Source organism: Brevibacillus sp. NL20B1 (genome assembly GCF_018195675.1).
Classification (GTDB): Bacteria; Bacillota; Bacilli; order Brevibacillales; family Brevibacillaceae; genus Brevibacillus; species Brevibacillus aydinogluensis.
Window position 1 is genome coordinate 1 of sequence record NZ_JAGTPT010000018.1, and the last position, 13,447, is coordinate 13,447.

General features: G+C 58.4%; 11 protein-coding genes. 8 read left to right on the plus strand and 3 right to left on the minus strand.

The features are described from left to right. Window positions 1-29 precede the first annotated feature (29 nt). Window positions 30-965: a hypothetical protein gene (locus tag KDN35_RS13035; protein ID WP_212132901.1), complete on the minus strand. Its 936-nt coding sequence runs from the start codon at window positions 963-965 to the stop codon at window positions 30-32. A 198-nt stretch (window positions 966-1,163) separates the two neighbouring features. Beyond that, complete coding sequence (locus tag KDN35_RS13040) at window positions 1,164-1,310, minus strand: hypothetical protein (RefSeq protein WP_212132902.1); 147 nt, start codon at window positions 1,308-1,310, stop codon at window positions 1,164-1,166. Between the two features lie 151 nt (window positions 1,311-1,461). On the opposite strand from KDN35_RS13040, the gene KDN35_RS13045 reads away from it, so the two are divergent. Next, on the plus strand, window positions 1,462-2,253 hold the full coding sequence (locus KDN35_RS13045; RefSeq protein ID WP_212132903.1) for an alpha/beta fold hydrolase: 792 nt from the start codon (window positions 1,462-1,464) through the stop codon (window positions 2,251-2,253). A gap of 89 nt (window positions 2,254-2,342) precedes the next feature. Further along, window positions 2,343-4,220 carry a bifunctional metallophosphatase/5'-nucleotidase gene (locus KDN35_RS13050; RefSeq protein ID WP_212132904.1) on the plus strand — a complete coding sequence of 626 codons (1,878 nt, stop codon included), beginning with the start codon at window positions 2,343-2,345 and terminating at the stop codon, window positions 4,218-4,220. Window positions 4,221-4,318: 98 nt separating this feature from the next. Here KDN35_RS13050 and KDN35_RS13055 read toward each other — a convergent pair whose 3' ends face one another. Next, on the minus strand, window positions 4,319-5,956 hold the full coding sequence (locus tag KDN35_RS13055; protein WP_171565502.1) for an esterase/lipase family protein: 1,638 nt from the start codon (window positions 5,954-5,956) through the stop codon (window positions 4,319-4,321). A 499-nt stretch (window positions 5,957-6,455) separates the two neighbouring features. Between KDN35_RS13055 and KDN35_RS13060 the strand changes: the two genes are divergently transcribed. The 6 genes from KDN35_RS13060 (at window position 6,456) to KDN35_RS13085 (ending at window position 13,441) form a co-directional block, all read left to right on the plus strand. After that, on the plus strand, window positions 6,456-7,007 hold the full coding sequence (locus KDN35_RS13060; RefSeq protein WP_171565501.1) for an HAAS signaling domain-containing protein: 552 nt from the start codon (window positions 6,456-6,458) through the stop codon (window positions 7,005-7,007). Window position 7,008: 1 nt separating this feature from the next. After that, window positions 7,009-7,851: a DUF4097 family beta strand repeat-containing protein gene (locus KDN35_RS13065; RefSeq protein WP_171565500.1), complete on the plus strand. Its 843-nt coding sequence runs from the start codon at window positions 7,009-7,011 to the stop codon at window positions 7,849-7,851. A 118-nt stretch (window positions 7,852-7,969) separates the two neighbouring features. Then, window positions 7,970-9,007, plus strand: coding sequence for a uroporphyrinogen decarboxylase (gene hemE / locus KDN35_RS13070; protein ID WP_171565499.1), 1,038 nt, complete (start codon window positions 7,970-7,972; stop codon window positions 9,005-9,007). A gap of 16 nt (window positions 9,008-9,023) precedes the next feature. After that, the gene (gene hemH / locus KDN35_RS13075) at window positions 9,024-9,965 is read left to right on the plus strand and encodes a ferrochelatase (protein ID WP_212132905.1); all 942 of its coding nucleotides are present in this window, start codon (window positions 9,024-9,026) and stop codon (window positions 9,963-9,965) included. 3 nt (window positions 9,966-9,968) lie between these two features. Further along, entirely contained in the window at window positions 9,969-11,387 is a 1,419-nt protein-coding gene (gene hemY / locus KDN35_RS13080) for a protoporphyrinogen oxidase (protein ID WP_171565497.1), read from the plus strand. A 242-nt stretch (window positions 11,388-11,629) separates the two neighbouring features. Continuing rightward, window positions 11,630-13,441 (plus strand): LysM peptidoglycan-binding domain-containing protein, encoded by a 1,812-nt coding sequence (locus KDN35_RS13085; RefSeq protein WP_212132906.1) that lies wholly within the window; start codon window positions 11,630-11,632, stop codon window positions 13,439-13,441. Window positions 13,442-13,447 lie beyond the last annotated feature (6 nt).

Genomic DNA, 13,447 nt, shown 5'->3' on the forward strand with positions numbered 1-13,447 from the left:
ATTGCGGCAGGGACTTTTTTGTTGGAGGATTATCTTGCCAATTCCTTCCAGTATTCATAGGAGTGGACAGCCACGCCGGCAAAGGAAGGGTGTTTCGCCATGAGCGCGGGCAGCTTGTTCAGTTCCCGGTCCATGAACGCGTTGCCTTCTTCGAAAAAGGTGATGAAATTGCCCTCGCTGCTTTGTTTCGTTTCAACGGCGACAAGCAGGTTCTTGCCGTGACGGTCGGCCATCTCCAGCTCCTGGGTCACGAGCGAGGAGATGCTGTTCGATCCTGCCGCCCGGTCGCGGTAAGCCATCACGGCCACGTGATCATGCTTGGCGATCATCCATTCGGCCAGCGAGGTGTCGGGGCTGCCGGGGACGGGGATATTGTCCAGCCAAAACGGCAGATCACACCCAATCTGCAGGGAAGGCTGCTGCTTGATTTTGCTGACATACGCCTCCACGTTGCCCATCCACTGCCGGATGACTGCTTGCTGATCTGTTTTCCACTGAGGCAGGAGGTACGGTTCGATGTCCAGATGGATGCCGGTGATTTTTTCCTGAGCCTTTGCTTTGCGATTGTACCGGTTGACCCAATCGACGAGCGCAAGGATGTCCTGACGGTTTTGTGCCAGCCCCCAATCGGATTTCCCGCCCAACGCATGCACGTCGATTCCGGCAGCGCGGGCTTTGCCGATGAACTTCCGGTAATACGCAGGGGAGAGCGAGGTATCGATTTTCAGATACAGCAGGTTTACGCCTTGCTCGGCGGCAAACGTGAGGATTTGATCCGGTTCCGAAGCGGTCTCGTATGTGTGCCAAAGCCACGTGGCTTTCAGCGGCTTTCCTTCGGCAGGCTTCACGCGGGTTGGCAGTACTTCGGCCGTTGTCTCCTTGGTGGAGAGTCCTATCAAAAATACGAGACTTACTATACTCAGCGCGATCAGCAGGATAAGTGCCCGATGAGATGCATGTATCATGACGCTCCCTCCAGGTGTGCTCAGAGTCGTAAACGTGAGGTCCTTTTCACATATCGGCACGAGGGGCTTTCGTCGTGAGTGTTTTTGCGCGTTCAAACGAGAAATGAGTCTAAAGTCTGAGAAGAGGAAAGGGGGACGTGCTGCGGCAAACCGCCGGCGGTGCCGGGAACAGAGAGGGCGGTCTCCGCAGTCCGTATCCTACCGTTCGGGTATTGAAAGGCGGTCGGAGAGGAACGTGGCCATATCCCGCATAAGGCGGCGCAGCACGTCGAGCGACGCCTCCGCGTCCAGATTGATTTCCAGCGCGTGATTGGCCTGAGGGAGTTCATTACCGTGTTTTTCCAATCATACCGGGGCAGGACAAGCCCTGGCAAGCGGACTTGTTCCGCTCCGGCGGCCGGGGATTCCACGTGATCCGGCTTTCAGCCGGCAGGTGTATGAATCCGCCTGGCCGGGCAACACTTTGAAAATAGGAGAAAAACGAGGGGGATTTGCGATGATGAAACAAGTATCGTTGCCAAACGGCGTTCGCCTCGCCTACACCGATGCGGGCAGCGGCGCACCGCTCATGCTGGTACATGGTTTTTGCGGCAGTTCAGCCTATTGGCAAAAGGTGATACCCGCACTGGCAAAGCGGTTCCGCGTGATCGTGCCGGACTTGCGGGGACACGGCAGCAGTTCCGCGCCGGACGAGCCGTACACGATGGAACGGCTGGCAGAGGATCTGGTTCATCTGCTGGATGCGCTGGAAGTGGAACAGACGACGCTGCTGGGCCACTCGCTGGGCGGTTACGTGACGCTGGCGTTTGCGGAGCGCTACGCGGACAGGCTGACTGGCTTCGGGCTGATCCACTCCACCGCGTATCCCGACGACGAACAGGGAAAGGCCAACCGCGACAAGAGCATGGAGAGCATCAGGCAGAACGGGATGGAGCCGTTTATCAAGGCGCTTGTGCCCAGGCTGTTTGCCCCAGACAGCGTCACCTCCCGTCCTGACGATGTGCGGCTGGCCAGGGAAATAGGTCTTGGGACTGATCCGCAGGGAGCGATCCGCACGTTGCAGGGGATGAGAGATCGGCCGGATCGACGGCACGTCCTGCAGAAAACCAGCCTGCCTGTGCTGCTTGTCGCGGGCGAACAGGACCAGATCGTCTCCCCGGCCAAGACCTTCACGGCAGACGGTTCGCACGTTCGCCAGGTGCTGCTGCCGAAAGCGGGCCACATGGGCATGCTGGAAGTCCCGGATGACTTGACGGCGGCGATTGGCGAATTTATGGGAAGTTTCTGACAAAATGTGGACAAATCGCAAGAAAATTTTGCTATAATCAGTAGTGCTGTCCTATTCTATCAATTATTGTTTTGGGGGGAGAAGCACTCATGAAAAAAGCACGTCGCATCAGCCTGGCCGTAGTGGCTGCAGCGATCTGTTCGTCGCTGATGGCCGGATCGGCGTTTGCCGCGCCGCTCCATCCGGTAAAGCATGTGGACTGGATGGTAAAAAAGTCCATCCTCTTACCGGGACAAAACGGTGATCTGGCGCTGGAGCGCAGCGTGACGCTGGCTGAGGCCGCCGTCGTCTTTGCCAAACTGAAAGGAGTCCACGTCACCGCCTCGGCGGGCAAAGGAGCCCACTGGTCCGCACCGTACCTGACTTGGCTAAACAGCCAGGGAGCAATTAGCGCAAACGACATCAACACTCCGACACAACTGCCGTCCGCCGCAAAGCTGACGGAGATGGCGAAAAAGCTGGGCTATACGCTCAAGCTGGAAAACAAGGCACAGGTGACCCGCGGCGAATTCTTCCAGGCGATCGGGGACGCGGCCACCACGCACATCACCATCGCCCACACCAATGACACGCACGGACATATTCAAGAGGATGCAAGCCTCAAGGAATTCGGCTTTGCCAAGATTGCCACGCTGCTGAAAGAGTGGCGTCAGGAAAACGAGAACTTCCTGCTGATTGACGCCGGCGACACCTTCCAGGGCACTGTCTTCGTCAACCAGTTCAAGGGAGAGTCCGTCGTGCCGATTCTCAATCACCTCGGCTACGACGTGATGGCCGCGGGCAATCACGAGTTTGACTTCGGCTACGAACAGCTCCTCAAGCTGCGCGATATGCTGAAGTACCCGATCATTTCCGCCAACGTGTTTAAGGCTGACGGCACGGAGTTCCTCGTGCCCACGTACAAGGCGGAGATCGGCGGCAAGAAGTTCGCGTTCGTAGGCTTCGTGGCGGAGGATACGCCCATTCTCACGCATCCGGACAACGTGAAAGGGCTGACGTTCAAAAATCCGGTGGAAGTGGCGAAGGTGGTCGTGCCGCAGTTGAAAAAGGAAGCGGATCACGTGATCGTGGTCTCCCACGTGGGGATTGAGGTGGACCGCGAAATCGCGAAGAACGTGCCGGGCATCGACCTGATCGTCGGCGGCCACTCCCACACGCCGCTGAAGACACCGGAAGTGGTCAACGGCACCTACATCGTGCAGGACTGGGAATACGGCAAATCTCTGGGCCGTGCCGACCTGTACTACCTGGGCAAGGAGCTGGTCGCGTTTAGCGGCGGGTTGAAAGAGTACGATGAGAGTGTACAGGCTGACCCGGAAGTAGAGAAACTGGTGCAGGAGATTGTCAGCAAGATCGACGAAGTCATGGGCGTAGTGATCGCCAAGTCGGAAGTGGATCTGGACGGAGACCGCAGCCTGGTGCGCAAAAAAGAAACCAACGTCGGCAACCTGGTCGCAGACATCATGCTGGAGCGCACGAAGGCAATCAAAGGACACGAAGCGGACGTGGCCCTGATCAACGGAGGCGGCATCCGCACCCAGTTGAAAGCGGGCGACATCACGAAAAAGGACCTGTACACGCTGCTGCCGTTCCCGAACACCCTGACCGTGATCGAAGTGACAGGCGAAGAGCTGAAAAAGGCGCTGGAAAACGGCGTCAGCCAGGTGGAGGAAGGCGCAGGACGATTCCCGCAAATCAGCGGCATGTCCTTTACCTACAATCCGAAAAAGCCGGCCGGCGAGCGTGTCGTGGAAGTGAAAGTGGGCGGCCAGCCGCTTGATCTGAAGAAAACCTACAAGGTAGCCACCAACGACTTCATCGCTGCCGGCGGCGACGGCTACGAGTCGTTTAACAAACCGGGATTCAACACCGGTCTCACGCTCTACACCATCGTCGAAGAAGCGCTGATAAACAATAAGACGGTGAACCCAAAGGTAGAAGGGCGCATCGTCGAAGTCAACGAGTAAAACGAGCGATCGGCAGGACCATACTGCTGCTACCCGCCATGAAGCAACAGCGAAAGCCCCCGTCCGAACAGCTGCCGGACGGAGGGCTTTCTTTCGTTTTATTCGGGAAGAGGAATCTCACCGTCATCGTCCGTGACGGCAAAATTGTAGTTGACCGACCGCGTAAACGCTGCCCCTGATTCGTCTACGCCTGTCACCTCAAACGACAGATTGTAGACACCCGGCTCGGACGGCACCTGGAAGCGAATGTTCATCTCGTTGTCGCTGACCGCATTGACACGGAGCCGCTTCAGCTCAGTTCCCTTGCCGGATCCGGACCGACGCAGCGTGGCCTGCTGAAGCGAGGTCTGCTTTGTTTTGCCTTTGCGCGTCTCAAGCTGCAGCGAAGCGGTGTCGTTTTTCTTGAACACCTGCTTGTCCGCCTGCCAATTCAGGTCGACGCCTCCTTTGACGGCGGCCAGCAGGAAGTACGCGTCCCGTTTGCCGTTGATTTTCGCGGTCCACTCTCCTTTTTCCGGCTTGTCAATCGAGAAGACGTGATGCATGGCTTTGCCGAAGATGCCGTGTTCGTCCGACACTGCCTCTCCATCTTCCGGCCTGTACACCTTCCCCGACGGACTGATGAGTTCCACCGTGGTCGCTTCGTCAGCCACCATGACGTCGATCATCACGTTCTTGAGGCCGCCTTCCAGAGGAATGCGCTCCGTCTGCTCGCCGTCCACTTCTCCGCCGCGATAGATGGCACTGGTAGCGTCGTCTTTGCTGCGTGCCGGCACCCGGTCGGCCTGATCCGCTTTTTTGGCCGATCCAGCGTCAGTCCACTCGGCTTCAGCCGCTCCGGCTTCACTCCATCCGGCGGAAGCCAGTTTCAGCTTGGGCCGGACAAGCTCCCAAGTCTTGGAGGCATCCCGCAGCTGGAAGTGGGAGAGCTTTTCCGAGCCTTTGTCCGTAAAGGAGCGGATACCGTACGGCAGACCGAACGCCGAGTCGAGGGAGACGGCCCCGTCATCCGAGCCGGGGAGGATGGCATGGGCGAACCAGGTGGGGGAAAACCATCCATCGTCACCGGTACCTGCTCCCATGTACGTGGTGGCCTTGCGGGCTTCCGCCCGGCTGTCTGTCTGCTCACGGAACTGCGCCATGTAGGAGGTTTGCAGCGAGTAGACGGCATCGTCACGCATGCCAATAATCTCCGCCAGCCACCACGTCCAATCGCTGTAGGCCAGGTCGGCCAGTTCCGACCCCTTGTTGGGCGTGCCCAATTGATGTACGACGTTGACGTAGGGGTGCGCTCCGTAGTACACCAGCGCCGCTTGCGTGTCAATGCCGCCCTTTGAATGGGCGATTACATTGATCTGGGGGACTTGGTAGTAGTCGGCCACTTTCTTGATGACATCTGCCAATATGCGGCCGTTGGTCCACATGCTGCCGCCGGTGCCCTCCGCATCCGGCAGCTGGACGAACGCGGTGCGGTATCCGGCGTTGTAAGCGGCGGTGTAAAAGTCGTCGGAGGCAGTCCACGTGGTGTAGTCAGAATGAAGCCCCTGCACGAACAGCAATACCGGTTTGTCATTCGAAGCGTTGGGCGGTATCGCTCCGGTGTACCAATCACCTGCTTTTCCGTTTGGATTGTCGTCGTGCAGAGTGGGACTGGGGGCTGCTGCGGCAGCGGACGGCCAGGCCAGCAAAAGGGCGAGGGAAGGGGCGAGCAAGGCGGGCAGAAAACGTCGGCTCATCGCAAATTCCTCCTTAAATAATTTAATATTTGGAATATTTGGTTTTATTTTACAATAATGCTGCCAGCATGTCTATAACTATATCAACCGGACATAATACAGATTGTCAGATTCACATTTTCATATTTCATAGGCGCTGCCATCTGGCGTCGTTTGTTTTTGAAACAGACATCACTGGAAAATACGCCTCCGCTTGACTGGCGCAGAGAAGAAATGTGTGTCTCCCGTCGCCCAATCGAGAACACGTATGAAATGAAACGGGGGCCTTGCTCGTAACGTACATTTGGGGCTGTATTCGCTAATCGCCGCGATCCTAGTACAATGGTAGTGAAAGCGCCGTTCACAAGTCAGCAATGGGAAAATGCGTTTGGCTCGGGTCGATGCTTGTCCGTTGCCAGCTTCCCGATTCAGGGCGAACCGATCGGGAACGACTCCGTTTGTTACGTGGAGTTGTGCATTCGCCTGCGGGGTCAATCGGATGAACCAGGGGGGATCGTTTATGACGAGAAGTGAATTTATACGTGAGCTGGACAGCTTGCTGCGCGAGCTTCCGGACAAGGAGCGGTTGGACATCCTGGCCAGTTACACGCAGCACTTTTTGAACGGTGTCAAGAGCGGAAAAAGCGAGCAGGAGATTGCCGAAGCACTGGGCAGTCCCCGGCTGATTGCACAAGAAATCCTGGCCGACCATCGGATATACCAGGCGAATTCCGATGCGTCCGTCGGCAACATGACGCGGACGGTGATCGCGACCGTCATGCTTGTCTTCTTTAACCTCGTCTTTGTCCTGGGACCGTTTCTTGCGCTCATCGGCGTGTTGATCGGCCTCTACGCCGCTTCGCTGGCACTTTTGATCGCACCGGTCGGCCTGCTGTTTCCTTTTGTCATTCCGGAAGCATCCGATCACCGCACCTACATGGTGTTTGCCGGCATCGCGTCGTTTGGACTGGGCGGCATGATGGCGATCGGGCTGTTCCGGGTGACCGGCTGGCTGTACCGGCAATCTCTGCGCTACCTGCATTTCAATCTGCGCTTGATCAGGGGGAAATGAGATGAAACGCATCAGTAATCGATTATTCGGCTTTTTCTTTCTTGCCTTTCTTGTCGGAGTGGGAGGGCTCGTCTGGCAGTTTCATCAGGGGGGGCATTTCCATTTTGACGTGCAGTCCATCGACGAGCAGCGTACGATCACACAGCAGGTGAACAATATCGAATTGAAGACGGAGACAGCTGATGTTGTCTTCTCCGCAGCCCAGGAGTCGTCGATCAGCGTCCGGCTGGTCGGGGAGCTGTCCGCTGCTCTCAAGCCGACGCTGCAGACGGAGGTAACCCCTGACGGTATCCTGCGGATCACTGTGGGGGAGCCAAAACAGGGCGGCTTTTTCTTCTCTCCCAACACTCGACTGGAACTCCAGGTGACCATTCCTGCTGCTGCCTATCAGGACGTGCAGCTTGCCACCGTGACGGGAGACATTCGCACCGGCAGCTTGCAGGCCAAGCGCCTGACGATCCAAACAGGCACCGGTAACGTGAAGCTGAACGGCTTTGAGGGCGACCAGCTGGCGGTCAGCACCGGCACGGGTGACATGGACCTGGTCGGCATCCGCGGCGATGTCAACATCGACAGCGATACGGGAAACGTGCAGGATCTGGTGCTGGCCGAACTGACCGGCAATGTTGACATCACAACTGATACGGGCGACGTGCAGATCAAAGTGGAGAAGAAACCGGCGGCCGTCCGGCTCGACCTGAAATCCGACACGGGTGAAGTGGACGCCGAGTGGCCCGGACTATCCTACAGCGAGCGAACGGATCACAGGCTGGATGGATCGAACGGCTCCGACGGACCCCGCATCCTCGTCCGCTCCGCGACCGGGGATATTCGCATTCAGTAGGAACTTTTTGGAAACACTATGAAACGATAACGATTTTGACACAAAAGATGCGGGATTTGTCGAATGGTGGATGGTATCATGAAAGAGGATCATTCTTTGAACGAAGAGAGGTTTGTTCATGAGTGCAAAACCGTTTAACGATACGTTTTTGAAAGCCTGTCGCCACGAGCCGACGGAGCACGTACCGGTCTGGTACATGCGGCAGGCGGGGCGCTATCAGCCGGAGTACCGGGCGATTCGCGCCAAGTACAGCTTTTTTGAGATGAATTACATACCGGAAGTGTGTGCGGAAGTCACGCGGCTGCCCGTTGAGCAGTTGGGTGTCGATGCCGCCATTTTGTTTGCTGACATCATGACCCCGCTGAAGCCGATCGGAGTGGACGTCAACATCGAGTCGGGCGTCGGACCAGTCATTGCCAATCCGGTCAAAACGCTTTCCGATGTGCAGCGCCTGGGCGAACTGGACCCGGAATCGCACGTGCCGTACATAATGGAAGCGATTAAAATCCTGCGCCAGCAGCTCTCCGTACCGCTGATCGGTTTCGCCGGCGCGCCTTTCACCCTGGCCAGCTACATCATCGAGGGCGGCCCGTCGAAGCACTACCACAAGACGAAAGCGTTCATGTACACGCAGCCGGAGGCATGGCAGGCGCTGATGGACAAGCTGGGAGAGATGACCATTCGCTACCTGAAAGCGCAGATTGGCGCCGGTGCGCAGGCTGTGCAGGTGTTCGACTCCTGGGTGGGCGCACTCAACGACGAGGACTACCGCACCTATATTGCGCCGGTGATGCACCGCATCTTCAGCGCGCTGAAAGAAACAGGCGTGCCGACGATCTACTTCGGCGTTGGCGCCGGCCACCTGCTGAAGGAGTGGGACCGCCTGCCGGTGGACGTGGTCGGTCTCGACTGGCGCACCTCCATCCGTACCGCGCGGGAACTGGGGGTCACCAAGGTGCTGCAGGGCAATCTCGACCCGACGCTCCTGCTGGCGCCGTGGGACATGCTGGAGGCCAAAGCGAAGGCGATTTTGGACGAGGGGACCAAACAGCCTGGCTACATCTTCAATCTGGGGCACGGCGTCTTCCCGGATGCGAAGGTGGAAACGCTGCAGAAACTGACCCGCTTCATCCACAGTTACCGCCGAGATTCGTGACGGGAGGTGTGAACAGATGGCGAAGCGTAAATGGGGCCTCTTGCTGATGGCGTACGGAACGCCGCGCAGCCAGGACGAAATCGAACCGTACTACACCCATATTCGTCGCGGTCGCAAACCGCCGGAAGACCTGCTGAACGACCTGAAGGCGCGTTACGAAGCGGTCGGCGGGATCAACCGTTTTGCTGAGATTACGGACGAGCAGGTGCGAGCGCTGGAAGCGGAGTTGAACCGCCGTCACCCCGATGCGGAATTTGTCGGTTACCTCGGCTTGAAGCACATCGCGCCGTTTATCGAGGACGCGGTGGATGCGATGCACCGCGACGGCATCACCGAGGCGATCAGCCTGGTGCTTGCTCCCCATTACTCCACCTACAGTGTCAAGGAGTACAACGCTCGGGCAAAAGCCCATGCGGAGAAGATTGGCGGTCCGGTGATCAACAGCATCGACAGTTGGTATGAGGAGCCGGGCTTTATCGCTTACTGGGCGAATGCGCTTCGCGACACGTTTGCTGCCATGTCGGCAGCGGAGCGGGAGAAAGCGGTGGTCATCTTCTCGGCTCACAGCCTGCCGGAGAAGATTCTGCAGCTGGGCGATCCGTACCCGCAACAGCTGGAGGATACGGCCAAACGGATTGCCGAGGCCGCCGGAGTCACCCACTACGCGGTGGGATGGCAAAGCGCCGGCAGAACGCCGGAACCGTGGCTGGAGCCGGACGTGCAGGACTTGACCAGAGAGCTGCACGCGGCGCATGGCTACACGTCGTTTGTCTACTGTCCGGTTGGGTTCGTCGCCGAACATTTGGAAGTCCTCTACGACAACGACATCGAGTGCAAAGCGGTGACGGAAGAACTGGGCGCAAACTACTACCGCCCGCCGATGCCCAACGCCAGACCGGAGTTTATCGCCTGTTTGGCGGATGTTGTCGGAAAGAAGTTGGCGGACTTGGGGAAATAGCGTATGAGCGACAAACACCTGCATGTGACGATCGTGGGCGGCGGCATCACGGGACTGAGCGCCGCCTACTACCTGCAAAAATGGAGCCGTGAAGAGGGCGTACCGGTCAGCTTTACCCTGCTGGAGGAAAGCAGCCGGTTGGGCGGCAAAATCCAGACGTGGCGGCATCAGGGATTTACCATCGAGTTGGGGGCGGACTCCTTTTTGGAGCGTAAAACAAGCGCCTCCCAACTGATCAAAGACGTCGGGTTGGGCGATCAGCTTGTGCACAACCACGCCGGACAGGCGTACATCGTCCATAAGGATCGCCTCGTATCCATACCGGAAGGGGCGGTAATGGGCATTCCCACCAAACTGCTGCCGTTTGTCTGGACGCCGCTGGTGTCGCCGCTGGGCAAACTGCGGGCTGCCGCCGACCTGGTGCTGCCGGGCGGAAAACCGGGCGAGGACCAATCAGTCGGTCACTTTTTCCGCCGCCGTCTCGGCGACGAAGTGATCGAAAACGTCATCGAGCCGCTCATCTCCGGTGTGTATGGCGGCGACATCGACAAGCTGAGCCTGCTCTCCACGTTTCCGCAGTATGCGCAAATGGAACAAAAGTACCGCAGCCTGATCCTGGCGATGAAAAACGCACGGCCGCAGGCAAAGCCGGAACAGCCGAAAAAGCCGACGGGCATGTTCATGACGCTGAAAGGCGGACTGCAGTCGCTGGCGGAGCGGATCGAGCAGCTGTTGCCGGCAGAGGCGGTGCAGAAGAATACCGGAGTGCGGCAGATCGAAAAGCGGCCGGAGGGATATATGCTGCAGTTGAGCGACGGTCGGACGCTGCGGACGGATGCAGTGCTGTTGGCCGTCCCTCATCCGGTGGCGCAGGAACTGCTGCGTCCGTACGTCGATATCCCGCCGCTCGGCGGCGCAAAGCCGACGATCATGGCCACGGTGGCGATGGCCTACCCGGCGGAGGCGGTGCCTCTGGACGTGGAGGGAACGGGCTTCGTCGTGCCGCGCAAGGCCAATTACACCATCACCGCCTGCACCTGGACGCATCGCAAGTGGCCCCATACGACACCCGAGGGAAAAGCGCTCGTCCGCTGCTATGTCGGCAAGCCGGGCCACGAGGAAATCGTCGACCGCTCCGACGAGGAGATCGTCGACGTGGTCATTCGCGATTTAAAACGGGTCATGAAGATCGGCGATACGCCTGATTTTTACCGGGTCACCCGCTGGAACAGGGGCCTTCCCTACATGGTCGGCCATCAGCAGTGGCTGCGCGACGTGACTGCCAAAGTAGGTGCAGCGCTTCCTGCAGTGCGGCTGGCAGGCGCCTCATACGGCGGAGTCGGGGTGCCCGACTGCATTGACCAAGGAAAACGGGCAATGCGCGAACTGCTTGACCACTTGACACAAAAACCGGGGAATTGATGCCCCGGTTTTTTTGCGTATCCGTGCGGCATGTCCATGTAAAAAAAGCTGTTGTGGCTGCCCTCATTTGCTGATGGCAGCATTGGACATCACCGGCAGACCGCTGGTTGGCGCACGTCTCCGTCTTTTCGCTGCAGCACGGCTATCATTTCTTTTGTGCTCCTTTCATTTTGCAGTGCTAAACGGCTCGTCCTGTCCATATAGTATAGGGAAATGTCCTGCACTTGAAAGGAGGAGCACGAATGGCGATTCAGGATGGGCTGCTGTCGTTCGCCATCAAGGAAACCATATTCCTCCCCGCGGAACGCGCCGGGATTGGCGAATTGAAAGAGCTGGAATTGGTCCCCGATATTGAGGTGCTGGAAAACCAGTCCTTCATCTCCATAACAGGCTGCCTGCAGTTGTACGGAACATACGAGCCGGCCAGGGGCGCCTCGGAGCCCACCGAAGGCGGAGCGGAAACCCTGGTGGAAGCGGTGACATTCGCTCCGTTTCCGCAGGCGGGAAACAACGGCGGGCTGTTCGGTTTTGAGGAGGAAGTGAATCATCGGATCCCCGTCAACATCACGATCCCAGTCAGCCGGGTTGCCGAAATGGGGGACATTTACGCGGTCGTAGACGGTTTTGATTGCCAGGTGGAAACGCCGCATCAACTGCTGATCGAAGCAGAACTGAAAATTGCCGGCATTCAGCTGACCGAGCAGGGGCAACAATCCGCCCTGCAGCCCGACTCGGCAGCGTCCCCCGCCGATGAAGCCGCCCACATGGCAGAGCCTTACTGGGTATCCGACCAGAAGGCGATGCAGTCGGAGGTGGAAACGGCGGAAGCGGACATGTCCGTGCGTGCAGACGTGCAGCCGCAGACGGACTCGGACATGCATTCGGACGTGGATGTGGAGAGCCGCGCAGCAGAACAGTGGCAGGCCGAAGCAATCAGCCCGGACCAGCGGGACCGCGTGGCACGTCCAGCTTCGTTGGAAGAACTCGAACAGAGGCTGTCTGAGCTGGAGAGGATGGAGCGGGAGCCTCATGCGGAGGCAGAGGAGCTTGCTGAATACGCGGCGATGTTTGACCGGCCTGCCTCACCTTTGCCATCTTCCCAGACGGATTATGGCGATGTGACCGCCTCAGCGGAATACGGTGAGGTGACAGGTGCGTGGGATCAGCCGGCTTTGGAAGCAGACGAATATCCAGAGATGTCGTTTCATCAGGCTCCACCCTGGGAGGTGAACCGCGCGTCTGCTCGGGAGGAGCAAAGCAGGTGGGAGAGTGCTCCAGATGCCACTGCTCCCAGATTCGCATCATCGTACGAGGCCGAATTGAAAAATACACGCGGTGTTGAGGCCCAGGCAGAAGGTAAAGAAACGGGAAGCGCCAGGCCTGCAGCGGGTGAATCGCGAATTGTCGAGGCCAACAAGAAGGCAAAAGAGGCGGGAGCGGTTGAGGCCCGCGTGAAGGCGGAAGCAGCGGAAGCGGCCGAAGCGGAAGCAAGCGTGAAGGCCGAAGCAAGCGTGGAGGCGGAAGCAGCGGAAGCGGCTGAAGCAAGCGTAAAAGCGGAAGAAACGGGAGTGGCCGAGGCCAAGGCGGAGGCGAAAGAGGCGGATACCGTCGAAGCGCAGGAGGAGCCGGACGTTTTGGAAGTGCAGACTGCTCCCAAGCCGGAAGAGGAGCGGGAGGTGCGTGTGGCCATCTCCGGCAAGCCGACCGAGGGAGAAGGGGAGAAACTGAACCTCACGTCCATCTTTTCCCAGGCAAGTCGCATCCAACAGGAAGCGCAGGCAGCCGAAAGCGCCGAGTCGTCCTCCAGTTCTTCCCGCAGGGCGGACGCGTACGAGCCGGACAGTAGGACGCTGGAAGCGATGCACAACCTCACCTCGTTCATCCGCGGCAAAGAAGAGCGGTACAGCAAGTTGAAACTGTGCATCATTCAGCGCAACGACACGCTGGAATCCATTTCCCAGCGGTACTCCCTGCCCATCTCCAAGATCCTGGAGGTAAACAAGTTGAGCGCGGACCAGGTAGTGGAGGGGCAAATTTTGTACATTCCAGAGTGAGGAGCG

Excerpts from the sequence above, each read along its gene's own strand:
- KDN35_RS13035 (WP_212132901.1), bottom strand. The coding sequence starts at position 965 with ATGATACATGCATCTCATCGGGCACTTATCCTGCTGATCGCGCTGAGT.
- KDN35_RS13045 (WP_212132903.1), top strand. The coding sequence starts at position 1,462 with ATGATGAAACAAGTATCGTTGCCAAACGGCGTTCGCCTCGCCTACACC.
- KDN35_RS13050 (WP_212132904.1), top strand. The coding sequence starts at position 2,343 with ATGAAAAAAGCACGTCGCATCAGCCTGGCCGTAGTGGCTGCAGCGATC.
- KDN35_RS13055 (WP_171565502.1), bottom strand. The coding sequence starts at position 5,956 with ATGAGCCGACGTTTTCTGCCCGCCTTGCTCGCCCCTTCCCTCGCCCTT.
- KDN35_RS13060 (WP_171565501.1), top strand. The coding sequence starts at position 6,456 with ATGACGAGAAGTGAATTTATACGTGAGCTGGACAGCTTGCTGCGCGAG.
- KDN35_RS13065 (WP_171565500.1), top strand. The coding sequence starts at position 7,009 with ATGAAACGCATCAGTAATCGATTATTCGGCTTTTTCTTTCTTGCCTTT.
- hemE (WP_171565499.1), top strand. The coding sequence starts at position 7,970 with ATGAGTGCAAAACCGTTTAACGATACGTTTTTGAAAGCCTGTCGCCAC.
- hemH (WP_212132905.1), top strand. The coding sequence starts at position 9,024 with ATGGCGAAGCGTAAATGGGGCCTCTTGCTGATGGCGTACGGAACGCCG.
- hemY (WP_171565497.1), top strand. The coding sequence starts at position 9,969 with ATGAGCGACAAACACCTGCATGTGACGATCGTGGGCGGCGGCATCACG.
- KDN35_RS13085 (WP_212132906.1), top strand. The coding sequence starts at position 11,630 with ATGGCGATTCAGGATGGGCTGCTGTCGTTCGCCATCAAGGAAACCATA.